The sequence below is a fragment of the Streptomyces sp. NPDC058231 genome (assembly GCF_042882275.1).
Lineage (GTDB): Bacteria > Actinomycetota > Actinomycetes > Streptomycetales > Streptomycetaceae > Streptomyces.
Genome location: NZ_JBHVWN010000058.1, coordinates 1 through 25,553, shown reverse-complemented (window position 1 = coordinate 25,553; position 25,553 = coordinate 1). Strand labels below are relative to the sequence as shown.

Below are 25,553 nucleotides of genomic sequence, written 5' to 3'. Positions count from 1 at the left end.
ACAGAAGAGAAGGATTGAGAGCTCATGTCCCAGTACCAGCTTCGTGTCTACACACTGCGCAGCCCTGAGGCGCTCGTCGCCTACGAGAACATCTGGTCCAAGCACATTCCCGGTATGGCCAAGCACAGGATCGCCACACACGGCGTCTGGACGGTGCCCGCGGGTCCCGGTAGCGAGACGCCCCAGCTGTACGCCCTCGTTTCCTACCGGGAAGCCGACGACGTTCAGGAGCGACTGACGGCGTACCTGGACAGCCCCGAATTCCGCGCGGACATGGAGGGCTTCGACATCAGCCAGATCGTCGGGGTCGCCGAGTCCGTGCTGACGCCCACCGCCGCCTCACCCTTGCGGTGACGGGTATCGAGCCGCTCGAAGTCTCGGCGACCTTCTCGTTCGTGTCACAACGCTGTGCAACTCCGCCAAGGTGCTCGCCGGACGGCAACGGGCATGGACGAGACCGGCGAGGTCGGGGGGACGGCTGCAGTTGTCGAAGTTCCGGTTGAGTGCCCGTCATTACGGACGGCCGACGCCCGGTGACATGGCGGCCCGGCCGACCCGGGGTGAACACGTAACGGCATCACCGTGCGCCAGGCTGCTGCCGCGTCTGCAGATCGGCCCACCCAGTCATGCGCAAGGGTCGTCGTCCGCAGTGCGAGCGAGCCGCACGGCAGCGTCCAGGGCCCTGGTCACTGCCGGACGCTGCGGTTCCTGGGGCCGCACGAGGCCACGGATCACGCACACCATCTAGGCGCGAACCAGCAGCAAGACCGAGCGCGAGGTGGCGTAGGGCAGGGTGTGCCCATAGAGCGCGCACGCGGATCCGCCGACGGTATAGCAGCCATCAGGTCGTCACCCACAGATCGGTCGCCCGGCCCAGCCGCAGCACACCGCGCATCTGCAGCGGCCGCGTGGAGAAGGCCATCTCGGTATCTGATGGGCGCCTCCTCGTGCGCGGCAGGCTGCGCCTGCCCGACCACGGACCGTCCCCAGGCCGCAACGCTTCAGGACTGCAGATCAATGGCCGGCGACCTGCCGTCACCAGCGGCAGCGAGTCGGCTCTCCAGACCCGTGATGATCGTGTCCAGCGCCAGGCGGAAGACGCGGTTCTCGTCATGGTCTGGATCGGTGAGCCCGTCGTCGCCGGCAATGGGGGGTTTGAGGCTCGACCACTGGTGGAGCGCACCGTTGAGCTCGGCGGTGAGGACACCGGTGATGACGGCGCATACGAGAGCGGCGATCTGCGGGAGCTCGGAGTGCGGCACCCCAGCGGCGTCCAGGATCGCGGCGAGCGAAACCCAGAACGGGTCTTCGGGCTGGATGAAGTCCGCCTGGTGGCTGAATGAGTAGGCCATGAGCTTCGGGTGGCGGTGCGCCAGCGTCCGGAAATCCGTGGCGAGCAGGCGGATGCGCTCCTGCCAGGGAGCGTCCTCCAGTGTCACGGTGCGGAACCGGGTGCCGACCATTCTCGCCACGCCGCGCAGTACGGCGTCCTTGTTCGGCACGTGGTGGTACAGCGACATCGGGTTCGCATCAAGCGCGGTCGCGAGTTTGCGCATGGTGAGCGCATCGACCCCGTCCGCGTCGATGAGCCGCACGGCGGCGGCATAGATCCCGGCCTCGGTCAGAGGCACCTCTCTCTTCCTGGTTCCCCGCGGGGCACGCTTCACCTTTTCCATACTCCGTACGGTACCAGTTTCGTACAGCGTATGCGCACATGCGGCGGCATGGCGGTCGCTTCACCAGGCTGGCTGCAGTCGACTTTCCATACGTCGTATGGTACTACTTCCATACGGCGTATGTTTCTGTGATGCACCGCGGCATCGATTGGCGCCCCTGCCCATCCCATCCCTGCCTTAAGGAGCAAGCCATGACCACACATCCCAAGTACGACCTGCGACCCATCCGGTCTCCGCGCGGGGTCCCCTTCCTCGGCCACACGCCGCAGATCCCCAGCACCAATCCGGTGGAGTACTTCGGCGAGCTGTCCAAGCAGTTCCCCGAGGGGCTCTACGGTCTGGAGATCGCCGGCATCGAGCAGGTCTTCGTCTGGGACCCGGACCTGGTGGCCGAGGTCTGCGACGAGACGCGGTTCTTCAAGCAGATCGACAAGACGCCGCTGGCCCATGTCCGGGACTACACGGGAGCCGGTCTGTTCACGGCCCACCAGCACGAGGAGGAATGGGGCATGGCGCACCGAGTCCTCCTCCCGGCCTTCAGCCAGCGGGCCATGAAGGGCTACTACGGGCAGATGCTGGAGATCGCCCAGAACCTGGTGGGCAAGTGGGAGCGTAAGGAGGGCCGGCCGGTCAACATCACCGACGACTACACCCGGCTGACCCTGGACACCATCGCCCTGTCGGGGTTCGGTTACCGGTTCGACTCCTTCGCCAAGGAGGATCTGCACCCCTTCCTCAAAGCGCTGCTGGAGGCGCTGGTCGAGTCGCTGCGGCGCTCGCAGGAGCTGCCGATGATGACCAAGATGCGCAAGGCCGATGACAAGAAGTACCGCGCGAACATCCAGCTGATGCGGGACCTGGTCGAGAGTGTGATCAAGGAGCGCCGTGAGGGGAAGGGCACCGCTGAGGACGACCTGCTGGGTCTGATGCTGGAGGCCACCGACCCGGAGACCGGCAAGGGGCTGGACGACGACAACGTCCGTGACCAGGTGGTGACGTTCCTGATCGCCGGTCACGAGACCACCAGTGGTCTGTTGTCATTCGCCACGTACTCGCTGATGCGTAATCCGCAGGTGCTGGCCCAGGCCTACGCCGAGGTGGACCGGCTGCTGCCGGGCGACACGGTCCCGGACTACGACACGATCATGCAGATGGACGTGATCCCGCGGATCCTGGAGGAGACCCTGCGCCTGTGGGCTCCCATCCCGATGATCGGCAAGTCGCCGATCGAGGACACCGTCATCGGCGGCTGCTACGAGCTGAAGAAGGGAACGCAGGTCAACCTCCTCGAGGGCCCGCTGCACACCCACCCCAAGGCGTGGGACCGGCCGGAGGAGTTCGACATCGAGCGGTGGCTGCCGGAGAACCGGGTCAACCACCATCCGCACGCCTACAAGCCGTTCGGTAACGGCGTGCGTGCCTGCATCGGCCGGCAGTTCGCGCTCACCGAGGCCCGTCTGGCCCTCGCACTGGTGCTGCAGAAGTTCAAGTTCGCCGACACCGACGACTACAAGATGGACGTCAAGGAGGCGCTGACGCGCAAGCCCGGCGGCTTCGAACTGAAAGTGCGGTCCCGTCGGGAGCACGAGCGGACCGTCTTCGGCGCAGTGGACCTGCAGACCGACGACACGCAGGCGCAGGCCGCGGTCAGCGGTGTCGGGGTGAACCTGACCGTCGCCTACGGCTCCAGCCTCGGCTCGTGCGAGGACCTGGCGCGCACCATCGCAGACCGCAGCGAGCGCTCCGGGTTCGGCACCACCTTGGTCGGCCTGGACGAGCTGGGCGACAACCTGCCCACCGAGGGCCTGCTCGTGGTCGTGGCCTCCAGCTACAACGGCAAGGCCCCGGACAACGCGCAGCGTTTCGACGAGCTGCTCGCTGCCGGACTCCCGGAGGGCTCGCTGTCCAACGTGCAGTTCGCGCTGCTGGGTGCCGGCAACACCCAGTGGGTGGCCACCTACCAGGGTTTCCCCAAGCGGATCGAGGCAGGCCTGCTGGCTGCCGGCGCCACCCCCGTCATCGAGCGCGGCATCGCGGATGCCGCCGGTGACTTCGACGGCATGGCCACCCGCTGGATGGACACCCTGTGGACCACCCTGGCCGAGGAGTACGCGGCCGACACCTCCCAGGCCGGCGGCCCGCGCTACCAGGTGCAGCTGCTGACCGAGGCCGACGTGCGCCCCGCGATCGTCTCCGAGCAGGCCTACTCGCTGACCGTCGTCGCCGACGAGGAACTCGTGGCCGACGCGACCGGGCTGTGGGACTTCAGCATCGAGCCGCCGCGTCCGGCCGCGAAGTCCATCACCATCGAACTGCCGGAAGGTGTCACCTACGACACCGGCAACCACCTCGCCGTCTTCGCCAAGAACGAACCGGCCCTGGTCAACCGTGCGCTGACGCGGCTCGGCGTCGAGTCCAACCAGGTGCTGCGCCTGGACCAGCCCGCCGGTGGCCGCACGCACCTGCCGGTCGGCGTCCCCGTCACCGCAGGGATCCTACTCACCGAGTTCGTGGAACTGCAGGACGTGGCCACCCGCTCCCAGATCCAGACCCTGGCCGAGCACACCGAGTGCCCGTGGACCCGGCCGCAGCTGCAGGCCTACACGGCTGACACCGAGGAGGCCGAGGAGCGGTACCAGCGCGAGATCCTGGGCAAGCGGGTCTCGGTGCTGGGCCTGCTGGAGCGCTTCCCGGCGGTCGAGCTGCCTCTGGCGGTCTTCCTGGAGATGATGGGGCCGATCCGTCCCCGCTTCTACTCCATCTCCTCGGCCCCGCAGGCCAACCCGCGCCAGGTGCGGCTGACCGTGGGTCTGCTGGAAGGCCCGGCCCTGTCCGGCGACGGCCAGTACCGCGGCACCTGCTCCTCCTACATCGCAGGCCTCAAGCCCGGAGACGTCTTCTACGGCTACGTGCGGGTGCCCTCCCCGACCTTCGCCCCGCCGGCCGACCCCGCCACGCCGCTGATCCTCATCGGCCCCGGCACCGGCATCGCGCCGCTGCGCGGCTTCCTGGAGGAGCGTGCCCACCAGCACGCGACGGGCACCCAGGTGGGCCTGTCCCAGGTCTTCGTCGGCTGCCGCCACCCGGAGCACGACTACTTCTACCAGCAGGAGATGCAGACCTGGGAGCAGGCCGGGATCGCCCAGGTCCACACCGCCTACTCCGCGGTGACCGGCCACCCGGCCCGGTTCGTGCAGAACGCCATCGCCAACGCCGCCGACACCGTGTGGCAGGCCATCGAAGACGGCGCGTACATCTACGTCTGCGGTGACGGCCGCCGGATGGCGCCCGCCGTGCGCGAGGCGCTCGCCGCCGTCTACCGCAAGCACACCGGCAGCGACGACGAAGCCGCCCAGCAGTGGCTCGCCCAGCTCGAGGCCGACGAGCGCTACCAGCAGGACGTCTTCGCCTGACCCCCGGACCCCGGGAGGCGTGCGGCGTAATTGTCCCCCCGCACGCCTCCCGGCCACCGCTCACCTCGAGTCACCACACGGCACCCATCGGCCCTGCCTGCCGGATGCCGCTCTCAGAAAGCAGATCCTCATGGACACCATGCTCGCCGGACGCTTCCACTTGGACAGCAAGAAGTTCGCCGTGGAGGAGGTCCCCGTCCCCGTTCCGGGCCCGGGTGAAATCCTGATCGAGGTGAAGGCCGCAGGCGTCTGCCTGTCGGACGTCCACCTGCTCGACGGCTCCCTCGTCCCGCTGTTTGCCACCTCTGACACGGTCACCGTCGGCCACGAGGTCGCCGGTGTGATCCACACCCTCGGCCCCGACCTCAAGCGCGGCCTGACCGTCGGCACCCGCGTCACCCTGGAGGCCGGCAAGACCTGCGGCCAGTGCGCCGGCTGCGTGCGCAGCCGCCCCTGCACCCAGATGCGCACCGCCGGCATCGACTACGACGGCGGCTGGGCCCAGTACACCGTCGCCCGCGAGGACACCCTCATCCCCATCCCCGACAACCTCCCTTTCGACCAGGCCTCGATCATCCCCGACGCGGTCTCCACCCCCTACGCCGCCGTCGTCACCACCGCGGGCGTACGCCCCGCCCAGTCCGTCGGCGTCTGGGGCGTGGGCGGAGTCGGCGCGCACAACGTACGCCTCGCCCGCCTGGTCGGCGCCGCGCCGATCATCGCCGTCGACCCGCTGCCCAGCGCCCGTGAACGTGCCCTGGCCTTCGGCGCGGACTTCGCCCTCGACCCGGCCGCCGACGACTTCGCCGACCAGGTCCGCGCGGCCACCGCCGGACGAGGCCTCGACTTCGCCTTCGACTGCGCCGGCGTGCCCGCCGTCCGCGAGCAGGCCGCCGCCGCACTCGGCCTGGGCGGCTCCCTCATCCTGGTCGGCATCAGCCCCCGGCCCCTCACCATCACCGAGGGCCTGACCTTCAACTACCTGGGCAAGCAGGTGCGCGGCCACTACGGCGGTAGCCCCGAGTCCGTCACCGAGCTGGTTCGGCTGGCCGAGGTAGGCCGTCTCGACCTGGCCCCCTCCATCACCGACCACATCCCGCTCGCCGAGGCCGCCGACGCGGTCAACCGGCTGGAGAACAAGATCGGCGACCCGATCCGCCTCATCCTCGTCCCCTGATAACTGAACAGAAAGTTCATCAAGACCACCTCGGGCAGGGGTGAGTGGGCGCCGGTGCTTCAGGGAGCACCGGCGCCCACGGCTTCCCGCTGTCCGGGTCCGGCGCATACCGACTCCGGGGCAGGTGAAGTCGGGCAGGGCGAGCCGGGTGTACCTCTGCGTGGGACGCACCGGTGTACGGGCCGCCGCGGGAGGCGCCGAGGGCCATGTCCGCACGCGGCCTCACAGGCGGGGCGACGGGGCGGACTGCCCACCGACAACCCTCAGCACATCAAGAACGGGGCACGTTCATCCCTACGTGACTGGGCGCGTTCACGTTACGCCGAAAGGTGCTGCATCGTCATCCAGCCGAAGCCCCCGAGAAGCCTCGCGATCGTGTCGGCGGGCCGGGGGAGATGGTGCTCATACGACCTCAGGAAGACCTTCCACGTCCAGTTCTGCTTCTGCCGCGTCCGAGAAGAGCTCCGGCGTGCCCGGGGCGCACTCCGCCCAGACTGTTTTGCCACGGCGGGCATGGCGCGTTCCCCAGTGCTCGGCGAGTTGGGCGACGAGGAACAGACCTCGCCCGCCCTCATCGAAGACACGGGCCCGGCGCAGGTGCGGAGTCGTGCTGCCGGCATCCGCGACCTCGCACATGAGGGTGCGATCGTGGATGAGACGCAGCTGGATGGGAGGCCGGCCGTAACGGATGGCGTTGGTGACCAGTTCGCTGACGACCAGTTCGGCGGTGAAGTCGAGTTCCTCCAGTCCCCAGGTGGTCAGCTTCTCGGAGACGCTCGCTCTGACCCGGGCGACCTCGGCCGGGTCGGCGTCCACGTCCCAGGTGGCGACTTGACTGTCCCCGAGGGTGTGGGTGCGGGCCAGGAGGAGAGCCACGTCGTCCTGCGGTCGGTCTGCGGGCAGCAGCGCTTCGAGGACGGTGTCGCAGGTCGCTTCCAGGGAGGTGGAGGACCGCGCGAGGGCTTGGCGCAGTCGGGTGAGGCCCGCCTCGATGTCGTGGTCGAGAGCCTCGATCAGGCCATCGGTGTAGAGGGCGATGAGGCTGCCCTCGGGCAGGTCGATCTCCACCGACTCGAATGGCAGGCCGCCCAGGCCGAGTGGCGGGCCGGCGGGCAGCTCGAGGATGTCGGCGGTCCCGGCCCGGGTCATCACGGTGGGCAGCACGTGGCCCGCGCGGGCGAGGGTGCAGCAGCCGGCGACGGGATCGTACACGGCGTACAGGCAGGTGGCGCCGATGTCCCCCGCGGATTCGGTGTCCGTTTGGGCAGAGACTTCGGCGGATAGGCGGATGACGACGTCGTCCAGGTGGGTGAGGAGTTCGTCGGGCGGCAGGTCGGTATCGGCAAGGGTGCGCACGGCGGTCCGCAGCCGGCCCATGGTGGCGGCGGCGTGGATGCCGTGCCCGACCACGTCGCCCACCACGAGTGCGACCCGGGCACCGGACAGCTGGATGACGTCGTACCAGTCGCCGCCCACGCCGAGCTCGGCGGCGGCAGGCAGGTAGCGGCAGGCGACCTCCACGGCGCACTGGTCGGGTGTACCGCGCGGGAGCAGACTGCGCTGGAGGGTGAGGGCGGTGGCGCGCGCGTGCGTGTATCGGCGGGCGTTGTCGATGGCCACCGCCGCCCTGGCTGCGATCTCCTGGGCGAGGAGCAGGTCCTCGTCCCCGTACGCGTCGGGCTTGTGGCGACGGAAGAAGTGGGCGACACCCAGCGTGGTGCCACGGGCGCACAGCGGTACCAGCAGCATTGATGCGGACCGGCCGAGGTGGTGCCGTGAGGGCCGGCCGGTGACCAGGGCGCGAGCCGGTGGGGATCCGTCAGGATACCTGTGGAGCTGCTGCGGCGGAACCGGCGATTCCCCGTAGATCGCTTCCAGGTCGGTCGTCTCGGGGTAACCGTCCGTCACCGACCGCTGGACGACCCGGCGAACCACGAGTGTGCCCTTCGCGGGAGGCTCCTCTCCGGAAGACGTGTCGAGGAGGTCGACCGTGACGGCGTCGGCGAGGTACTCGGTGGCCAGGTCCGCCAACTCCTGGGCGGTGCGGGCGATGTCCAGGGTCGTTCCGATGCGTACGCTCGCCTCGTTCACCACCGACAGCCGCCACTGCACCTGGCGATCCCGCTCCTCCTGGAAGGCCAGGACGCCCGTCTCCGATGTGTGGTCCATGTACTCGGTCGACAGTGCGATCAGCTTGCGTGTCGCCGCGTTGATCGGCTCTGCATCGCTGGTCAGTCGGGCCAGCTCTTCGAGCAGCCGGTCGAGGAGAAGGCCCTGCGCGAGCCGGAAGGCGCGCAGCATCGCTGTGACCGGCTTCCCGCGCTGAGCCAGCCGACGCACGCGCTCTGCGTCGCCGGCCGGCGGATCGATCCGCCTTGGCTCGATGTCGTGCTCGATTCCGAAAAGCATGCTGATGACGTGCTCGGCTACGTTCTCCCGCGTCATCTGCGCGATGTCGGGTTCGTCCCACAGCTCCGGGACCTCGCGCCACAGGCATTGCTCTACGTCGCGGATCAGCTCGTCCGCTCGCAGGCTGAGTTCATGCGCGGCACGAGAAAGAAGACTGTCCGCGGTGAAGTCCACACTGACGACGTTACGCCGTCCTGGTGAACCGCGAAGCCGGCCGCATCCGGCTGCGCGGTGGCCGGGAGGAGCACGGTCTCAAGGGCTGGTCGGGGTCGAGGACGAGGGTACGCGCGGCCACCGGCGGACGGGGTGGCGCCCACGGCTTTCCGGTGTCCACGGGGCCCGGCGCAGCCGGTGCTCCCGGTCAACTGAGGTTCGGCAGCGGACGCCGGGTCACCTGGTGGGCGTCGTCCGGCGGGACACCGAGCATGCGCAGGACCATCTCGGCCAGGTCCGATGCGGCCTCGTCGCCATCGAGGTCGGGGCGGGCCAGCCGCAGCGCCACGAGGGACAGCAGGGTCCCGCCGAGGGCGGACAGGGCGGTGGTCGGGCTGGTGCAGGTGAAGCGGCCCGAGGCGATGCCGGTCTCCAGGTCGCGCAGGGCTCGAGGGGCGAGGCCGCGGTCCGTGTGGATCTGGGCCAGACCGCGGTCCCGCAGGATCCGCATGAGTTCAGGGTGGGAGTCGGCCATCTGGGCAGTGAGCCGGAAGCCCGCCGCGACGAGCTCGGCCGGGTCGTCGATTCCTTGTACGCGCTCGTCGATGACCTGCCCGAACTCGTCCAGGGCGTCCGTCACCGCGGCGTCGAACAGCTCCGTCTTGGACTCGAAGTGGTTGTAGAAGGAGCCGAAACCGACGTCCGCGCGCTCGGCGATGGCCTGGATGCTGGCGCTGGTGTCCCCGGTCTCCGCGAGGATCTGCCGGGCCGCACGGACGAACGCCTGACGGGTCTCGGCGCGGCGCCGCTCGAAGCGGTTCTTTGGCAGGGCTGACGTCGGCATACGGCGAGTGTAACAACCGTCGCGATGAGACTGCCATTACTGATGAAGTCATCAATTATTTGGCTCCACCCTATTGACGATGGTTACAGCAAAGTTGATGATTTCCTCATTACAGCGATGTTGCTTGGAGGACACCATGTCCCACACCCCCGTTAACAGGGCCGCCCCCCAGACGCCCCACCAAGACCTCCACAGTGAGTTGGGCGCCCTGCGCGGAGAGCGCCCCGGACGTTCTCGGAATCCCGTGATCAAGGTGGCGGATCTGGCCTGGCTGGAGTTCGAGAAGCCCGACCTGGACCGGGCCGAGGTCTTCGCCCGTGACTTCGGCTTCGCGATCGCCGCCCGCACCGAGCACGAGCTGTGGCTGCGGGGCACGTTCGCCGGCTCGCCGTGCATGGTGATCCGCAAGGGGTATACGTCCCGCTTCATCGGACCGGCGTTCCGCCCGGCCGAGCGGGCCGACCTGGACCGGCTGGCCCGCGTCACCGGCAGTACCGTCCGGGACATCGGCGTACCGGGCGGTGGGCAGTCGGTCGCCCTGCTCGATCCCTCGGGCCTGCCGGTCCGGGTCGTGCACTGCACCGAGCAGCTGCCCGCGCTGCCCGAGCAGGAGCCGCTGACCCTCAACTTCGGTACCGATCACCGTCGTACGAACGTCACCCAGCGTCCGCCCCGTGAGCCGTCCCGTATCCAGCGGCTGGGCCATGTGGTGCTGGAGACAAGCGTGTTCGCCCGCACCCTGGACTGGTACCTGGACACCCTCGGGATGATCGTGTCCGACTTCCTGTTCCTGGACGGGCAGCGCGGGCGTGGGCCGACGATGGCGTTCATCCGGTGCGACCAGGGGAGCGTGGCCGTCGATCACCACACGCTGGCCCTGCACCTGGGGCCCGGAACCGGCTACGTCCACTCCGCCTACCAGGTCACCGACCTCGACGCGATCGGCGCCGGCGGGGAGTACCTGACCGAGCGCGGTTACCAGCGCAGCTGGGGCATCGGCCGGCACATTCAGGGCAGCCAGCTGTTCGACTACTGGCGCGACCCCGACCACTTCATGCTGGAGCACTTCGCCGACGGCGACCTGTTCTCATGCGACCTGGAGCCCGGCTGGGCCCCGATGTCGGCGAGCGGCCTGGCCCAGTGGGGCCCACCGGTCACCCGCGACTTCCTGGGCACCAACCCGTCCCCCGCCAAGCTGCGCGAGGTCATGACGGCCCTGCGTGGCGACAACGAACTCGATCCCGCACGCCTGCTGGGCCTGATGAAAGCGATGAGCTCATGAGCACCAACGTTCTGCGTACCACCGACGGATGGTGGGTCGTCCGGGACGAGCGCGCCGTCCGCGTCGAGACCAAGGCGGCCACCACCGCCGAGCTGCTCGCCGACCGGGAGGCGGTCCGCGAGGCCGCCGGCTCCGCCGAAAACGGCACGCCCTTCGCCGACATGGTGGCGCTGCCTCCGGTCACCACCCCCTGCCGGGTGGTCGCCCAGATGGTCAACTACCGCAGCCACGCCAAGGATTCGGGCTTCACCGGCGATATCCCGCCCACCTTCTTCCGCAAGGCGTCCGGCTCGGTCAGCGGCGCCCAGGACACGATCATCCGCCCCGCGCACGTGAAGTTCCTCGACTACGAGGTGGAACTCGGCCTCGTCATGGGCGCGACCCTGCCCGTGGGCACCGTCGTCGAGGAGCAGGACCTGCCGCGCTACGTCGCCGGCCTTGTCCTGACCAACGACGTCAGCGCCCGCGACGTCCAGCTGACCAAGACCCAATTCTACGAGAGCAAGTCCTATCCGACCTTCACGCCGACGGGGCCGTACCTGGCCCTGCTGGAGCCCGGGGACTTCGCCCATCTGCTGAACCTGCGGCTGCGGCTGTCGGTCAACGGCGTGTCGCGCCAGGACCGCACGCTGGCCGACATGATCGTTCGCCCCGCACAGGCGCTCACCCTGCTCGCCCGATTCCAGACCCTCGACCCGGGCGACCTGCTGCTGACCGGCACTCCCGGCGGCACGGCCCTGAAGGCCCCGCCCAAGGCGGCCGAGAAGATCGCTGCGCTGCTGCCGCCCGCACTGAAGTGGAAGGCGTTCTTCAAGGGCCAGGCCAAGAACCCCAACTACCTGCACAGCGGTGACCTCATCACTGCCACGATCGCCACCCCGAACGGACGGATCGACCTCGGCGAACAGCGGACCCCCATAACGGACGCACCATGAAGGCCGCATCCCCGGTGGTGATCATCGGTGGGGGACCCGTGGGGGTCACAGCCGCCCTCCTGCTCGCCCGGCACGGAGTGCCCAGCCTGATCCTCGAACGCCACCGGGACATCTACCCCCTGCCGCGCGCCGTCGTCGTGGACGACGAGATCCGCCGGATCCTGCAGAGCGTCGGTGTCCACGAGGAATTCGCCGCCCTCGCCCGCCCGGCGCCCGGGCTGAGGCTGCTGGACGCCCGGCGCCGCGTGATCACCGAATTCCCGCGGTCCATGCACGGACTCCACGGCTTCCCACAGCTGAGCATGTTCAACCAGCCCGAGCTGGAACGCCTGCTGCGTGACGCCTTGGCGCGCCGTCCGGAGTGCGAGCTGTGGAGCGGGGTGGAGGTCGTGTCCGTCACCCAGTCCGACATGCAGAACACCGACGCACCCGACGATCCGACAGGTCCGGTCCGAGTCACCTTCCGGCGCGACGGCAGCGACGAGGAGGAGCACCTGTGGGCCGATGCCGTCCTCGGCTGCGACGGTGCGGGCAGTCTCACCCGTGACGCCATCGGCACCGACTGGGAGGACCTGCACTTCGAGGAGAGCTGGCGGGTCATCGACGTGCGCACCAGCCGCCCGGTGCGTACCTGGGAAGGCGCCGAGCAGATCTGCTGCCCCACCCGGCCGGCCACCTTCATGCGCGTCGGCGAGGACCGCTACCGCTGGGAGTTCCGGCTGGCCGACGACCAGAACCTGGACGGCCCGGACGGATGGGAGCGCCTGCGCGAGCTGGTCGCGCCCTGGGTGGACCTGCCAGCCTCGCAGGGCGACGACTTCGAGGTGATACGTCAGGCGCAGTACACCTTCCAGGCCCGTCTCGCCGACCGGTGGCGCAGGGGGAATGTCTTCCTGCTGGGCGACGCCGCCCACCTCACCCCGCCCTTCGTCGGGCAGGGTCTGTGCGCGGGCCTGCGCGATGCCCACAACCTCACCTGGAAGCTCGCCAGCGTTCTCCGACAGGGCGCACCCGAGGGGCTGCTGGACACCTACGAACGCGAGCGCAAGCCACATGCCCGCCATGTGATCCGCATCGCGGTCGCCGTCGGCTGGGCCATGACCGGCGGGCAGGACCGCGCTGCGGCGTTCCGCCGGGCCGTGGTGGGCGCGGTCTGTCGCATCCCCGGCGTGACCGAGGCGGTGAGCCGTGACCTCAGCCCCGCCCTGACCGCCAGTCCACTCGTACGGCGCCGCCCCAGGCTGACCGGCCGCGTGCTGGCCGGCACCTTCTGCCCGCAGCCCTGGGTACGGCACGACGGCAGGCGAGTGCGCCTCGATGACGTCCTCGGGTACTCCTTCGCCGTCCTGACCGCTGTGCCGCCCACGGCGCAGATGACGGCCGTGGCCACGGCACTGGGCGCCCCGACAGTCCACATCGACGACCTCGGCGACGACGGCACCCTGGTCACCTGGCTGGCACGAGGCCGGTCGGACGCCGTCCTGCTGCGCCCCGACCGCGTCGTGATGGACACCGTCCCGGCCGGCACCGGGGACTTCACGGACACCGCCGCCTGGGCCCCCCTGCTGCACACGGCCCGCCGTACCGCCGACGCCCCGCCCCTGACGAGGAACACCACACCATGACCACCCCGCACCCGGAACCCTTCTTCGCTCCCGACCCACACGTGGCCGCCCGCAGCCGCATTGTGGACTTCGCCGGATGGGTCGCCCGGCACAAGGGCGCCGACGGCGTTCTCGACCCCACCGACTACCAGGCCCTGCACCGCTGGTCCGTCACCGACCTGGAAGGTTTCTGGGCCGCGGTGTGGGAATACTTCGGCATCGACGCGGCGACTCCGTACGAGCGGGTGCTGGACGAGGAGACCATGCCCGGCGCCCGCTGGTTCCCCGGCGCCACCCTCAACTACGCCCACCACGCGCTGCGCAACCTGCAGCCGGACGCTCCCGCGATCACCGCGCTGGACGAGACAGGAGCCGGCTACGAGATCACGGGCCGGAAACTGCGATCCCGGGTCGCCTCCGTCGCCGCCACCCTGCGCGACCTGGGCGTCGGACAGGGCGACCGGGTGGTGGGCTATCTGCCCAACACCCCCCACGCCGTCATCGCCTTCCTCGCCACCGCCAGCCTGGGCGCGGTGTGGTCGGTGTGCGGCCAGGACTACGCACCCAAGGCCGCCGCCGACCGCTTCGCCCAGCTCGAACCCACGGTGCTGTTCACGGCGGACGGCTACCTCTTCAACGGCACCACACACGACCGCCGGGCCGCCTCGCTCGAATTGGCTACCACCCTGCCGACGCTGAAGGCCACGGTGCTCGTGGAGCACGTGGGCCTTGCCTGGCCCGAGGGCGGGCACCCGGGGCTGACGGTGCCCTGGGAGGACGCGGTCACCCGCACCGAGGACCTCTCTTTCGCCCAGGTGCCGTTCGACCACCCTCTGTGGGTGGTGTTCTCCTCCGGCACCACCGGCCTGCCCAAGGGCATCGTCCACGGGCACGGCGGGGTCCTGCTCGAGCAATTCAAGCTCCTCGGCCTGCACTGTGACCTGGGCGTGGGGGACCGCCTGCTCTGGTACACCACCACCCACTGGATGATGTGGAACCTGGTCGTCTCCACCCTGCTGACCGGTGCCGCCACCTGCACGTATGACGGCAGCCCTGCACCGCTTGCGCGACCGGACACCCTGTGGGACCTGGCAGCCCGCCACAAGGTCACCGTCTTCGGAACCAGCCCCCAGTACCTGCTGGCCATGAGCAAGCTGGGCATCGAACCCTCCGTGCACGACCTTTCGGCCATCCGCGTCATCGGCTCCACCGGCTCCGCTCTGCCCGCCTCCGCCTACCCCTGGGTCCGCGACCACGTGGGCGTCGGCGTCCAGCTGGCCTCCACCAGTGGTGGCACGGACGTCGTCTCCGCCTTCACCGGCAGCGCCCCCACCACCCCCATCTGGGCGGGCGAGCTGTCCGCCCCCAATCTGGGCGTGGCGCTGGCCGCCTACGACACGACGGGCACCCCTGTCGTCGACCAGGTCGGCGAACTGGTCGTCACCCGGCCCATGCCGTCCATGCCGCTGTACTTCTGGAACGACCCCGACGGCAGCCGCTACCACGACGCCTACTTCGGCGCCTACCCCGGTGTGTGGCGGCACGGAGACTGGATCACCCTCACCTCGCACGGCTCGGTGATCGTCCACGGCCGCTCCGACGCCACCCTCAACCGCAACGGCGTCCGCCTGGGCAGTGCCGACATCCACGACGTAGTCGAACGCCTCCCCGAGATCATCGAGGCCCTCATCGTCGGCGCGGAGGAGCCCGACGGCGGCTACTGGATGCCACTCTTCGTGGTCCTCGCCGACGGGGTCGGCCTGGACGACTCCCTGCGCGACCGGATCCGCGACGCGATCCACGCCGGCGCCTCACCCCGCCATGTTCCCGACGAGATCATCGCCGTACCGGCCCTCCCGCACACGAAGACCGGCAAGAAGCTCGAGGTACCCGTCAAGCGCCTGCTCCAGGGCGCCCCCGCCGAGCAGGTCCTGAACCCCGCGTCGGTCGACAACCCCGAACTGATCGCCTACTTCGCCCGGTTGGGCGCCGAGCGGGACAAGCGGTCAACACACCACACATGACGTCGGTCAGGGAACCACAGGCCCACGTGACACCAGCCGGTCCTGGTGCCCCGCCCGGCCCCGCAAACCCCGTCCCCACGGGGTGGTGCCGGGGCGGTCAAACGCCCCGGCACCACACACAACCGAAGCAGGAGAGAAATGATGAGCATGACCGACCGCGAACCGCAGGCCCTTGATGTCCTCGACGACGCGGGACGAAAGGTGCTGTTCACCGAGGCCCGCACCGCGAATACCTTTGCCGCAAGGGCTGTTGCCGACGACGAACTCGCCATGATCTGGGAACTCGCCCGCTGGTCGCCGAGCGCCGCCAACGGTCAGCCTCTGCGTGTGCTCTTCGTGCGTACCCGCGAGGGCAAGGAGCGACTGGTCGGGCATCTCGACGAGGGCAACAGGGCCAAGACGCTCAGCGCGCCGGCCGTGGCCATCCTGGCGTACGACGTCGACTTCCACGAGCAGATGCCGACAGTCTTCCCGGCCCGCGGCGACATGCTGCGAGCGGCGTTCGCCGGCCAGATCGACGCACGGGAGAGCATCGCCGTATACAACTCGGCACTGCAGACCGGGGTCTTCCTACTCGCGGTGCGCGCAGCTGGGCTTGCGGCTGGTCCCATGGCGGGTTTCAACAAGGCCGGCGTGGACGAGGAGTTCTTCGCCGGTACCAGCTGGCGTTCGCATCTGGTGGTCAACATCGGTCACCCCGGTGCCGACCCGTGGTTCCCGCGGCTGCCCCGCGTGCCCGTCGAGGATGCCGTCGCCTATGCCTGACCGCACTGCCGCCGCCTGGTCGCGCGGGATCCGAAGTCCGATCACCCGAGAGCGATCGGCGTGTAGGTGAGAGGCCGGCGCCCACCTTTTCACCCCTGTCGAGGTGGTGCGCACCCAGCACGCGCTGCCGCTGATGGAACTGACAGCTGGCACCCATCGGGCCATGGCCAAGCCCTGTCGTCACCGCGATGCCGCGTGTGACCAAGCAGATGGGCCGCGTCGCCGAGGAGGAAGACGCGGCCGCGGTGCCAGCGGTCGATGCGAACTCGGAAGCTGTATTCGGTAAATCGTGGGCCGCTGTCTCTCGGTTGGGGCTCCCACCGGTAGCGAAAGCTTCGGCCGCAGGTCGCGCAGATGGGTGAAGACCTCGCAGGAGCAAAGTCCGCAATGGACAAGTTCTCGACCTGCCGTTGACCGCAGGACATTTTGCAACGATCGCCCTCGGGCAACGCGCAGATTTCGTGCCGGCGACCCCCTTCGCCATGCGGAGTGTCGGCCGGCGCGAGGCCCGGTTCCCGGCGCCGCGTCGCCGTCATCACACAGGTGAGGCTCCCCCGGGTAGAGCGCCGTCGACTTTCCATACAGCGTATGGTATTAATGAAGAGGGTTCCGTACGTCGTATGGAACATCGGAGGAATCAGCGCACGGCACCTCTCTCGCATCCGGTGACGCGGTACAGAGCCGACCGACGCGCAGGAAGCAGAGCGGACCGCCCTGCTGCATTCGAATTCAGCACCGCGAATTGCATCAATGACCTGAGTGCCTGTTGCACTGACGGAGTGCTCTTAGTCGAAGGAGGAAAACCTGTGAGTAACCTTTCGAAGCGCATGTCTGTCGCAATCGCCTCCCTGGCGGTGGCCGGCGGAGCCGTTCTTGTTGCCGGGAGCACTGCGTCGGCCGTGACGGCGACGCCCGAACACGCTCAGCGCCCGGCCGTCAGCGTCGAGACCGACCACCACCGCTGGTGCAGTGATCGCGGCCACCGCTGGGGCGGCGACCACGACTGCCGCTGCTACCGCCTCAACGACTACCGCTGGGACTACGGCATCAGCTACCTGTGGGAGGGGCGCCGGTACAGCGACGACTGCTGCAGCGCCGGTCGGACGCGAAGGTTGCCTTCGTCCGGTAACTGATGCTGGTGGCATCTGACTGATGCAGTACCGCCTCTCTGTTCAGGCCTCGCTTGTTCCGATGTTCCGACGACAGAACTTCCGAGGGCCCTTCCCCTCCCTTATGACTCGGCACCGCGAGGTGAGAGCAATGAAGTCGTTGAAAACCGTGATGTGGTGCCCAAGGGGGCTTAGTCCGGAAACATGGACTTGGACGCTTCGCTGGCATACCTCACCGCCGACAGATGAAGGAACCCAACAACTCCGTACCGAGAGGCTGGCTGCTCAAGGCCCCCGCTCGCCGAGTTCTGTTAGCGTGCGCACCCTGGGGCTGGCACACTGAAATTGTGCTTCCCCTGTTGGCCGCTGCAGTTCAGGATGCGTCTCCATCGATTCCTGGCGCCGGCGTTGTGTCGGTTTGCGCGTTGATCTTTACCGTCGCATCGTTCTGGTGGATCAACGCCAGGCAAGGACACCTGAAGTCCTGGGAGCCTCATTCCTTTGCTGCGATTGTCCACCGGTCCATGGCTCGAGTGCGGCTTCCGCTCGTCCTTCACAACACCGGTGCCAAGCCGATAGTCGTGCAGGATCTCAGGTTGTCCTTCCCTGATGAGCCCGCCTCCCATCTGCCACTCCTGTGGATGTCTTCACCGTCCCGTCTCCAGCCCGGGCCGGAGGACGAGCCGAAGTTGCCGGCCGGATTCGCCGTGGCCGGCAGAGAAGCGCAACAACTCCTCATCGAGTTCGAGGCACCGTTTTCCGGATTCGTTCCGGAGCCCCGCGATTACAAGGTCCAGCTCCAGGCGAGGGTCGGCCACCGCAAGGGGTGGCGCACCCTTCTGACGTTCACCTTGAGGGCCGCCAACATCAGCGATCCCGACCGGTACACCGTCTACAGCAACGCAACTCTTGAACTGACGAAAGAGGACAAGCAGAGGGCAGACGCCGCGCTCCTGGAGCTGCTGGACGAGCAAGAGGACCTCTCTGCCCCGGGCGAGGGGAAGCAGCGGGACTCTTCGGATGACGATGGCAACACCGGCCCGAAACTCTAGCTTTGCGCTTTCGCGAGTGTGAGTTCCTAAGGGCTTACACGAGGGGGTGTCCGATAGGTGATCGAGGAAATAGAAAGCGATCCGCCTGTCGGGGGTGCGTTGCTCCGGTCAGCCGAAAGGTGCAGCCCATGTCTGCGGAACGCGCGAACCTCGACCCACACCCCGTTACTGCCCTGGTTACCGGGGCCACGTCTGGAATCGGCCGGGCGGTCGCCGAGCGGCTGGCCGCCGACGGAATGTCCGTCGTCGTGGCCGGCCGCAACGCCCAGCGCGGCGCCGAGACCGTCGAGGAGATCACCACGGTCGGCGGCCGCGCCCGATTCGTCGCGGCGGACCTGGAGGAACCGGCCGGCATCGACCGGCTCGCTGCGGAGGTCGGCGAGATCGACGTCCTGGTCAACAACGCCGGGCAAGCTGTCATGGCACCGACCGAGGAGATGAAGCTCTCCGACTACGACGCGATGTTCGCCAGCAACGTCCGCGCGCCGTTCTTCCTCGTGGCCGCCTCCGCCCCGGCGATGGCGGCAAAGGGATCGGGCAGCGTGATCAACATTGGCAGCATGGCCGGCAGCCTCGGCTTGGCCACCGCTGCCGCGTACGGCGCGACCAAGGCGGCGCTGGCGTCACTTCCTCGTGGCGGACCGACCCAGCAGGCAATGGCCGCTCGACGCTTCGGACGGCTACCGGTACACGGTCGATGACCGGGTCCCGGTCTCTGTACATCCGGGCCGGGTGGGACTGGAACCAGAACGGACAGCCCCGCCCCCTCCCACCGCACCGCCCACCGATCCGGAACCGACCAGGCGAAACCGCCGATGGTGGCAACGCGCGTGAGCGGATCAGCGCGCCCGGTTCCACCAGCCCACGCCCGGAACCGCCAGCACCCTGCTCTCCAAGGCCATAGCCTCCTCGCGGCTTTCGGTAAGAGCCCAGCACACGTACAGGTCAGCCCAGGCCAGTGCGGCGGGGGCTGCTCCATGGTGCTCCATGCCGCCAAGGACGGACAGAGGCGGAATGCTGGACGAGATGCCGACGATGCGCCCGGTAGGCGTGTGCTCGGCTACCAGGAACAGGAGCCGGCCGGTTCCGAACCGGCTGGTGAACGGGCCCCCTTCGTCGATGGTTTCGCTCATGGCATCGCGGTCGTCGAAGTCGCCGTGTCCTTTCATGGCGAGCGCGGCGAGATCGGTGAATGCCTTGCCTTCCCCAGGGCGGGTCTCCCTGACCTGGATGGTGGCGGGCAGTTCGTCGCGGCGGCGGCGTCGGCTTGCCGGGCTTAAGTCGTCCCACGAGCGTTCTCTCGGGTCGTAGGCCCTGGGGCCGCGCCGGTGTACAGCTCGCAGATCGGGTGCGTAGGAGCCTGCCCACCCTCTGGCGGAGAATTTCTAACACATGGTAAGTATTTGTGGACGCTTACCGAGGGCCGCGCAGCCGACCGCGCATCGGGGGTCTTGCCCCTTCCCTCGCAGAGACACCACCGACACGCCATTAACGAAAGGAACGAGTGTGGAGAGCATCACCAAGAACAGGCAGTCTCCCGAGGTGCTGCGCGCCATGATCGAGCGCGCCTACGGAGCCGGTCAGGTCCCGGCCGGGGACGGATGGGCGAGCGAGCTGGGGCACGGCTGGTTCAACGTCGCCTACCGCATCCGCCTGCGCGATGGCGCCGAGGTCGCCCTGAAGATCGCCCCGCCGCCCGGTGTGGAGGTGATGACCTACGAGCACGGCGCCATGTCGATCGAACTGACCACGCTGGACCTGCTGAGCACACGGACCGCCGTGCCCGTCCTCGCCGTCGACTTCGCCGACCAGAGCCGCGAACTGTGCGACGCCGACTACTTCTTCATGCCGTACATCGACGCCGACAACCTCGGCATCATCGCCGAGTCGCTTCCCGCGGCCGAGCGAGATGCCTTGATGGAGCAACTCGGCGCGGTCAACCGGGAGATCAACTCCGTCCGCGGTCAGCACTTCGGCCCGCTGGCCGGGCCCGGCCATGCCACCTGGCGGCAGGCGTTCACCACGATGATCGAGAACGTACTCGTCGATGGCGAGCGTCGCGGCGTTGACATCGGCTGGGAGTACGACACCGTGCGCGCCGTCGTGGCCGCACACGCCGACAGCCTTGACGAGGTCACCGAAGCCCGCTTGGTGGAGTGGGATCTGTGGGCCAGCAACGTCATGGTCCGCGACGGCAAGATCATCTGCATCATCGACCACGAACGCGCCTTCTACGGCGACCCCTTGATCGAGGCCGGTTTCACCGGAACCCAGATAGCCGCCTTCGGCGACCCGGCACCCTTCATGCACGGCTACGGTCGCGGCGAGCTGACCGAAACCGAGCAGACACGCCGCCGCCTGTACTGCCTCTACCTGCTACTGATCATGGTCATCGAAACCGTGTACCGCGGGCACACCGACACCAAGCAGTACGACTGGGCGCGCCCCCGCCTCGACGAGGCCATGGCTCTGCTCGGCCGCGCCCGCCGGTGACTTCCGCACAGACGCCGGCCGTCACGGACCACACGACCCGGCTCGGCACCGACCCGGTAGGCCGGCTGCTGTGGCGCGCCTGCACCCAGACCACCGCCGCGGTCGGCGTATACGGCATCTACGCCCTCACCAACGCCTGGTTCGTCGGCCGCGGCGTGGGCGACACCGCCATGGCCGCGGTCAACCTGGTCGCCCCGCTCCTGCTGCTCCTCGGCGCGGTGTCCACCACCGTCGGCGCGGGCGGCGCCTCCCTGATCTCCCGCGCCCTGGGCACGGGAGACCACCGGGCCGCCGCCCGCGCGGCGGGCAACTCCTTCGCCCTGTTCTGGGCCTGCGCCGCAGCCACCACCGCACTCGGCCTGGCCTTCCTGGACCCGCTGCTCACCCTGCTCGGCGCCACCGGTGAACTGGGCGCAACCGCCCGCCCCTACGCCGTGGTGCTGCTCTGCGGGGCCCTGGTATCCACCGGGTTCTCCAGCCTGGTGCGAGCCGAAGGCCGAATGGGGTTCTCAACCCTGCTGTGGCTCGTGCCCGTCGCCGTACAGATCACCCTGGACCCGCTGCTCATCTTCGGATTCGACATGGGTGTACGGGGCGCCGCGCTCGGCACCGTCGGCGGCCAGGCCGTGTCCGCGACGATGAGCCTGTGGTTCTTCTTCGTCCAGTCGCGCCGCCCCTACCGCGTCGGCCTGCGGGACCTGCTGCCCCACGGTCCGACGCTGCGAGCCCTGCTGGGCGTCGGCCTGCCCTCATTCCTGGCCGGCACCGGTGTCACACTCCTGGCTGTCCTCATCAACGCCACCCTCGCGGCCGCCGGGTCGGCCACCGCGCTCGCGGCCTACGCCGTCTGCGCCCGCCTGCAGACCTTCGTGATGATGCCGCACACCGGCATCAGCCAGGGACTGCAGCCCATCGTCGGCTACAACACCGGCCGCGGCCTGCCCGGCCGTGCACTCAAAGCCCGCAACTACTCCCTCCGCGCCTCCGTGCTGTACGGCCTGATCACCGCCGCTGCCCTCGCCGCTCTGGCCAGACCCCTGGCCAGCCTGTTTCTCAATGATGCCGACACCATCACCGCCGCCGGACAGGCACTGCCGGTCATCGCGATCGGGATGACCGTCGCCGGAATCGGCCCGCTGGTAGCGGCCTACGCCCAGTCACTGGGCCGCCCGGCACCCGCGTACCTCATCTCCATCGGCACCCTGCTTCTGATCAAGGTTCCCCTGATCGCCGCCCTCGGCCGACTGGGCACCACAGGCGTCTGGACCGCTCTGGCAGCCGGCGAAGTGGCCACCGCAACAGTCGCCCTCCTGCTGCTGCGACACCTGCACGCCGCTACGCCGAAGGCTCCTTAAGGAGCTGTTCCACGTGGGAACGCAGCACCCCGGCCATGTCCACCTCATCCGGACTTGTCAGCCACTGCACCTGCAACCCGTCCATCAGTGCCACGAACCCGGCCGCCGCCACCCGGGGATCGACCCCCTCCCGCAACGCCCCCTGCTCCGCCAGCTCCCGCAATGCACGGTGCACATACTCCCGCGTGGTCCTGTAGTGATCCGTGAAGTACTGATGCGCGGGATGATCCTCAGAGAACGCCTCCGCCGCGAGACGCACGTACAACTCCACTATCCCCGGATGCCGGGCATTGTGATCGGCCAGGTCGACCAGATGCTGCACCGCCGCCGTGGGGGAGTACTCCTTCGGTCCGAGCCGTGCGGTGTCCTCCTCGTCGCGGCGCTCCAGCACCGCCGCCAACAGCGCTTCACGGCTGGGGAAGTAGTAGTGGAGGCCCACGTGGCTGATGCCGGCACGCTTGGCGATCTCCCGCAGCGAGGCGCCGTGATAGCCCACGTCCGCGTACACCTCAGCAGCCGTCGTCACGATCTGCTCACGGCGCGCCCGCCCTTTCGCATACCCACGCGAAGACGCAGGCACCTTGACTTCCGCATCAGACATACCCCCATCATCGCAGCGGCAGTGATCAGAAGGCCGCGCATAAGCTGCCTCAGCGCGCTACCGGTCGACGTGATCCGCCGTCCTTGGCGCATCCGCCAGCACCGATGCCTTCGCCTACGGCACCTTCGCCGCGACGATGACCATCGGCCGTCTGCTCGCCGACCGCCTCTCCGCACGGTTCGGCTCCATGGCGATGATGCGCGACTGCGCCGCCATCGCGGCCGTGGGCATCTCCCCGTGGACATGGCGGGATGGGCGGTGAGCACGCGATCGTGTTCTCGGCTGCCGGGGCTCGGCCCCCTCCACGTGGAAGCCGGCGCGAGTCCGGCTCGGCCGCACCTGATCACCAGCGGACGAACGACCTGATCAGGACGATGGCAGCCTGAGCGCGCACCTGGCCGGACAGACCAACTGGAACGCTCCTTACCTTGTTAGCGGGTTGATTCCGGTCCTTCGTACGATCGGCAGACCCAGAGGTCTGGGTGTGGCTGAAAGCGCTCATGCCGTGGTTGTGGCTTTGACTGATTGGCCGCCCAGTGCCCCGCGACGACACGGCCACTCATTGGGATCAGCGAACAGAGATCGCTTCGTAAGGACATGTCGGCGTGGTCGTCTGCAGGGAACCAGTCAACCGATCGACGAGGGAGGCTCGGGTGCCCGAGCTCTGGGCGGGTACGGATGCCGGCAAGACCGCGCACCACTGCACGGTGATCGACACGGACGGGACGAAGGTGCTCTCGCGCCGGGTGCCCAACAACGAGCCCGAACTGCTGGAACTGATAGGCGATGTCCTCGCGCTGGCCGGGGAGGACCCGGTGACCTGGGCAGTCGACCTGAACGCCGGCGGGGGCGCTCTGCTGATCGCTCGGCTCGTCAGCCATGGCCAGCGCCTGCTCTATATCCCCGGCCGCACCGTTCATCACGCGTCCCGCGGATATCGAGGGGACGGCAAGACCGATGCGAGGGATGCCTACGTCATCGCCGATCAGGCACGGATGCGCCGGGATCTGCAGCCTTTGCAGGAGTGGGACGAGATCGCGGTGGACTTGAAGATCCTCACCGCCCGCCGCTACGACCTCGCTGCCGACCGGACCCGGGTCATCAACCGGATGCGAGCCCAGCTGCTGGAGTATTTCCCAGCTCTGGAACGGGCCTTCGACTACGCAACCTCCAAGGCGGCGCTCGTTCTGTTGACCGGCTACCAGACGCCAGCCGGCCTGCGCCGGATCGGCGCGAGCCGGCTTACGACTTGGTTGAAGAACCGCAAGGTTCGTGGCGCCCAGGCGATGGCCGAGGCAGCAGTCACTGCGGCGCAGGCTCAGCACACCGCCGTGGCCGGAGAGAAGACTGCCGCGGCAGTGGTCAGCGCCCTGGCCAGGGCGGTGCTGGCTCTGGACGAAGAGTTCGCTGGCATCGACGCACAGATCGCGGCCCGATTCCACGAACACCGCGATGCGGAAGTGGTCCTTAGCATGCCCGGCATGGGCCCGTTGCTGGGGGCGGAGTTCATCGCCTGCACCGGCGGTGACATGGACGCATTCGGCAGCTCCGGCCGACTTGCCGGCGTCGCTGGACTCGCACCGGTCCCACGGGACTCAGGACGTATCAGTGGCAACATGCGCCGACCACACCGCTACCACCGACGACTCCTGCGCGTCTTCTACCTCTCCGCCCAGATCGCCGCCCGCTTCTGTCCCACGTCCAAGGCCTTCTACGACCGCAAGCGAGCCGAGGGCAAGAGCCACAAGCAGGCAGTCCTCGCCCTCGCTCGCCCGTCGCCTCGATGTCCTTTGGGCTCTCATTCGGGATCAACGCCCTGCTGGACTCCCCAACCGCCCCAGTCCGGTGTGGTCGGCGCATGACGATCAAGCTCAGCGGCCCTCTCGGGACGCGAGACTTACCGGTCAGCCCCGGCAGCAGGGGCAGGCGCCCAGCTCAGCGCGTGGCCGAAGACTCGTTCGGGCCGTCGGCACCGAGATTCTCGGCACAGGTGAGCCGCTCCACGAACTCTTTGAAGTCCGCAGCCAGGGGGAGTTCTGTGTTCTCGTCCGTGTCGAACCACGTCACCGACGGCTCACCCCGTCGGCCGCAGCCCCGGTAGTCGAGTGCGATCCAGCAATGTCCATCGCCCGAGAGCAGAACGAGAGGGGACGGGAGTTCCCACTCCTCCATCAAGTAGGGCGTGTCCAGCAGCGACGACTGATTCTCGCGCTGGCCGATGCCCATCATCTCTTCGAGCGGAACGTGGTCCTTGCTCCATGACGTCGGCACCTTGGTCGGAACCGCGTTCCATTGAGCCGCCACCTGGCCACCGTTCTGGAAGCGCAAGATCTCCAGCAATGAGGACGGCAAACGGACGCCGAGTTGAACCTCGGCCTCTTCGACGGCCGCGTCGGTCAACGGTGGCTGAACCCCGTAGAAACCCTTGCCCCAGAACGTCGCCTTGACCTCGTCGAATCGAGCCATACACGCATCCTACGGTCCTCTGCAGCGTCACTCCGCAGGCCGCCGCTCACACGCGCAGGCGGCTGACTTCCAAAGACATCGACGAAAGCCTCCTCGCCTAAGGGCTTGCAGAGAAACAACCCGTCTGTTCCGTGATGATCCGTCATCATCGTGCTATGGGAGTTGTGGAGGGGGCTGTGGCGTCGTTGGCCGCGA

General features: G+C 68.5%; 19 protein-coding genes and 3 pseudogenes. 15 read left to right on the top strand and 7 right to left on the bottom strand.

Annotated elements, in window-relative coordinates:
- Positions 1-24 precede the first annotated feature (24 nt).
- On the top strand, positions 25-354 hold the full coding sequence (locus ACFVXE_RS29395; protein ID WP_389675671.1) for an NIPSNAP family protein: 330 nt from the start codon (positions 25-27) through the stop codon (positions 352-354).
- Positions 355-1,001: 647 nt separating this feature from the next.
- Here the strand turns inward: ACFVXE_RS29395 and ACFVXE_RS29390 are convergent.
- Positions 1,002-1,631: a TetR/AcrR family transcriptional regulator gene (locus ACFVXE_RS29390; RefSeq protein ID WP_389675669.1), complete on the bottom strand. Its 630-nt coding sequence runs from the start codon at positions 1,629-1,631 to the stop codon at positions 1,002-1,004.
- A 236-nt stretch (positions 1,632-1,867) separates the two neighbouring features.
- Between ACFVXE_RS29390 and ACFVXE_RS29385 the strand changes: the two genes are divergently transcribed.
- Positions 1,868-5,089 carry a bifunctional cytochrome P450/NADPH--P450 reductase gene (locus ACFVXE_RS29385; protein ID WP_389675667.1) on the top strand — a complete coding sequence of 1,074 codons (3,222 nt, stop codon included), beginning with the start codon at positions 1,868-1,870 and terminating at the stop codon, positions 5,087-5,089.
- A 130-nt stretch (positions 5,090-5,219) separates the two neighbouring features.
- The gene (locus ACFVXE_RS29380; protein ID WP_389675665.1) at positions 5,220-6,266 is read left to right on the top strand and encodes a zinc-binding dehydrogenase; all 1,047 of its coding nucleotides are present in this window, start codon (positions 5,220-5,222) and stop codon (positions 6,264-6,266) included.
- A 402-nt stretch (positions 6,267-6,668) separates the two neighbouring features.
- On the opposite strand, the gene ACFVXE_RS29375 is transcribed toward ACFVXE_RS29380, so the two are convergent.
- On the bottom strand, positions 6,669-8,849 hold the full coding sequence (locus ACFVXE_RS29375) for a SpoIIE family protein phosphatase (protein WP_389675664.1): 2,181 nt from the start codon (positions 8,847-8,849) through the stop codon (positions 6,669-6,671).
- 187 nt (positions 8,850-9,036) lie between these two features.
- Complete coding sequence (locus ACFVXE_RS29370) at positions 9,037-9,672, bottom strand: TetR/AcrR family transcriptional regulator (protein ID WP_389675662.1); 636 nt, start codon at positions 9,670-9,672, stop codon at positions 9,037-9,039.
- A 136-nt stretch (positions 9,673-9,808) separates the two neighbouring features.
- On the opposite strand from ACFVXE_RS29370, the gene ACFVXE_RS29365 reads away from it, so the two are divergent.
- The 5 genes from ACFVXE_RS29365 to ACFVXE_RS29345 all read left to right on the top strand — a co-directional run bounded on the left by ACFVXE_RS29365 (position 9,809) and on the right by ACFVXE_RS29345 (position 16,282).
- A complete protein-coding gene (locus ACFVXE_RS29365; protein ID WP_389675660.1) occupies positions 9,809-10,954 on the top strand; it encodes a VOC family protein in 1,146 nt (381 codons plus the stop codon).
- Positions 10,951-11,889, top strand: coding sequence for a fumarylacetoacetate hydrolase family protein (locus ACFVXE_RS29360; RefSeq protein ID WP_389675658.1), 939 nt, complete (start codon positions 10,951-10,953; stop codon positions 11,887-11,889). Before ACFVXE_RS29365 ends, ACFVXE_RS29360 begins: the two co-directional genes overlap by 4 nt.
- On the top strand, positions 11,886-13,514 hold the full coding sequence (locus ACFVXE_RS29355; protein ID WP_389675656.1) for a bifunctional 3-(3-hydroxy-phenyl)propionate/3-hydroxycinnamic acid hydroxylase: 1,629 nt from the start codon (positions 11,886-11,888) through the stop codon (positions 13,512-13,514). Before ACFVXE_RS29360 ends, ACFVXE_RS29355 begins: the two co-directional genes overlap by 4 nt.
- Positions 13,511-15,517: an acetoacetate--CoA ligase gene (locus ACFVXE_RS29350; protein WP_389675654.1), complete on the top strand. Its 2,007-nt coding sequence runs from the start codon at positions 13,511-13,513 to the stop codon at positions 15,515-15,517. The genes ACFVXE_RS29355 and ACFVXE_RS29350 overlap by 4 nt, the downstream gene beginning before the upstream one ends.
- 141 nt (positions 15,518-15,658) lie before the next feature.
- Complete coding sequence (locus ACFVXE_RS29345; RefSeq protein WP_389675652.1) at positions 15,659-16,282, top strand: malonic semialdehyde reductase; 624 nt, start codon at positions 15,659-15,661, stop codon at positions 16,280-16,282.
- 206 nt (positions 16,283-16,488) lie between these two features.
- Here the strand turns inward: ACFVXE_RS29345 and ACFVXE_RS29340 are convergent.
- Positions 16,489-16,572 (bottom strand): annotated as a pseudogene (locus ACFVXE_RS29340) (FAD-dependent monooxygenase); the annotation flags it as partial.
- Between the two features lie 516 nt (positions 16,573-17,088).
- Here ACFVXE_RS29340 and ACFVXE_RS29335 point away from each other — a divergent pair.
- The 3 genes from ACFVXE_RS29335 (at position 17,089) to ACFVXE_RS29325 (ending at position 19,144) form a co-directional block, all read left to right on the top strand.
- Positions 17,089-17,415, top strand: coding sequence for a hypothetical protein (locus tag ACFVXE_RS29335; RefSeq protein WP_389675650.1), 327 nt, complete (start codon positions 17,089-17,091; stop codon positions 17,413-17,415).
- Positions 17,416-17,738: 323 nt separating this feature from the next.
- Positions 17,739-18,443 (top strand): hypothetical protein, encoded by a 705-nt coding sequence (locus ACFVXE_RS29330; RefSeq protein WP_389675648.1) that lies wholly within the window; start codon positions 17,739-17,741, stop codon positions 18,441-18,443.
- Positions 18,444-18,571: 128 nt separating this feature from the next.
- Positions 18,572-19,144 carry an SDR family NAD(P)-dependent oxidoreductase gene (locus ACFVXE_RS29325; RefSeq protein ID WP_389675646.1) on the top strand — a complete coding sequence of 191 codons (573 nt, stop codon included), beginning with the start codon at positions 18,572-18,574 and terminating at the stop codon, positions 19,142-19,144.
- A 138-nt stretch (positions 19,145-19,282) separates the two neighbouring features.
- Here the strand turns inward: ACFVXE_RS29325 and ACFVXE_RS29320 are convergent, their stop codons facing one another.
- On the bottom strand, positions 19,283-19,576 hold the full coding sequence (locus ACFVXE_RS29320; RefSeq protein ID WP_389675644.1) for a hypothetical protein: 294 nt from the start codon (positions 19,574-19,576) through the stop codon (positions 19,283-19,285).
- 373 nt (positions 19,577-19,949) lie between these two features.
- Here ACFVXE_RS29320 and ACFVXE_RS29315 point away from each other — a divergent pair, with 373 nt between their 5' ends.
- Together ACFVXE_RS29315 and ACFVXE_RS29310 are read left to right on the top strand one after the other, a co-directional pair.
- Positions 19,950-20,936: a phosphotransferase family protein gene (locus ACFVXE_RS29315; protein ID WP_389675642.1), complete on the top strand. Its 987-nt coding sequence runs from the start codon at positions 19,950-19,952 to the stop codon at positions 20,934-20,936.
- Positions 20,933-22,291 (top strand): MATE family efflux transporter, encoded by a 1,359-nt coding sequence (locus ACFVXE_RS29310; RefSeq protein ID WP_389675640.1) that lies wholly within the window; start codon positions 20,933-20,935, stop codon positions 22,289-22,291. Before ACFVXE_RS29315 ends, ACFVXE_RS29310 begins: the two co-directional genes overlap by 4 nt.
- Here ACFVXE_RS29310 and ACFVXE_RS29305 read toward each other — a convergent pair.
- The gene (locus tag ACFVXE_RS29305; protein WP_389675638.1) at positions 22,272-22,892 is read right to left on the bottom strand and encodes a TetR/AcrR family transcriptional regulator; all 621 of its coding nucleotides are present in this window, start codon (positions 22,890-22,892) and stop codon (positions 22,272-22,274) included. The two genes, ACFVXE_RS29310 and ACFVXE_RS29305, sit on opposite strands and share 20 nt — an antisense overlap.
- A 79-nt stretch (positions 22,893-22,971) precedes the next feature.
- Between ACFVXE_RS29305 and ACFVXE_RS29300 the strand changes: the two are divergent.
- Together ACFVXE_RS29300 and ACFVXE_RS29295 are read left to right on the top strand one after the other, a co-directional pair.
- Positions 22,972-23,139 (top strand): annotated as a pseudogene (locus ACFVXE_RS29300) (MFS transporter); the annotation flags it as partial.
- Between the two features lie 406 nt (positions 23,140-23,545).
- Positions 23,546-24,754: pseudogene (locus tag ACFVXE_RS29295) on the top strand (IS110 family transposase).
- Between the two features lie 73 nt (positions 24,755-24,827).
- On the opposite strand, the gene ACFVXE_RS29290 reads toward ACFVXE_RS29295, so the two are convergent.
- Entirely contained in the window at positions 24,828-25,358 is a 531-nt protein-coding gene (locus tag ACFVXE_RS29290; RefSeq protein WP_389675636.1) for an SMI1/KNR4 family protein, read from the bottom strand.
- Positions 25,359-25,553: the final 195 nt, after the last annotated feature.

Excerpts from the sequence above, each read along its gene's own strand:
- ACFVXE_RS29395 (WP_389675671.1), top strand. The coding sequence starts at position 25 with ATGTCCCAGTACCAGCTTCGTGTCTACACACTGCGCAGCCCTGAGGCG.
- ACFVXE_RS29385 (WP_389675667.1), top strand. The coding sequence starts at position 1,868 with ATGACCACACATCCCAAGTACGACCTGCGACCCATCCGGTCTCCGCGC.
- ACFVXE_RS29380 (WP_389675665.1), top strand. The coding sequence starts at position 5,220 with ATGGACACCATGCTCGCCGGACGCTTCCACTTGGACAGCAAGAAGTTC.
- ACFVXE_RS29370 (WP_389675662.1), bottom strand. The coding sequence starts at position 9,672 with ATGCCGACGTCAGCCCTGCCAAAGAACCGCTTCGAGCGGCGCCGCGCC.
- ACFVXE_RS29365 (WP_389675660.1), top strand. The coding sequence starts at position 9,809 with ATGTCCCACACCCCCGTTAACAGGGCCGCCCCCCAGACGCCCCACCAA.
- ACFVXE_RS29360 (WP_389675658.1), top strand. The coding sequence starts at position 10,951 with ATGAGCACCAACGTTCTGCGTACCACCGACGGATGGTGGGTCGTCCGG.
- ACFVXE_RS29355 (WP_389675656.1), top strand. The coding sequence starts at position 11,886 with ATGAAGGCCGCATCCCCGGTGGTGATCATCGGTGGGGGACCCGTGGGG.
- ACFVXE_RS29350 (WP_389675654.1), top strand. The coding sequence starts at position 13,511 with ATGACCACCCCGCACCCGGAACCCTTCTTCGCTCCCGACCCACACGTG.
- ACFVXE_RS29345 (WP_389675652.1), top strand. The coding sequence starts at position 15,659 with ATGAGCATGACCGACCGCGAACCGCAGGCCCTTGATGTCCTCGACGAC.
- ACFVXE_RS29325 (WP_389675646.1), top strand. The coding sequence starts at position 18,572 with ATGTCTGCGGAACGCGCGAACCTCGACCCACACCCCGTTACTGCCCTG.
- ACFVXE_RS29320 (WP_389675644.1), bottom strand. The coding sequence starts at position 19,576 with ATGAGCGAAACCATCGACGAAGGGGGCCCGTTCACCAGCCGGTTCGGA.
- ACFVXE_RS29305 (WP_389675638.1), bottom strand. The coding sequence starts at position 22,892 with ATGTCTGATGCGGAAGTCAAGGTGCCTGCGTCTTCGCGTGGGTATGCG.
- ACFVXE_RS29290 (WP_389675636.1), bottom strand. The coding sequence starts at position 25,358 with ATGGCTCGATTCGACGAGGTCAAGGCGACGTTCTGGGGCAAGGGTTTC.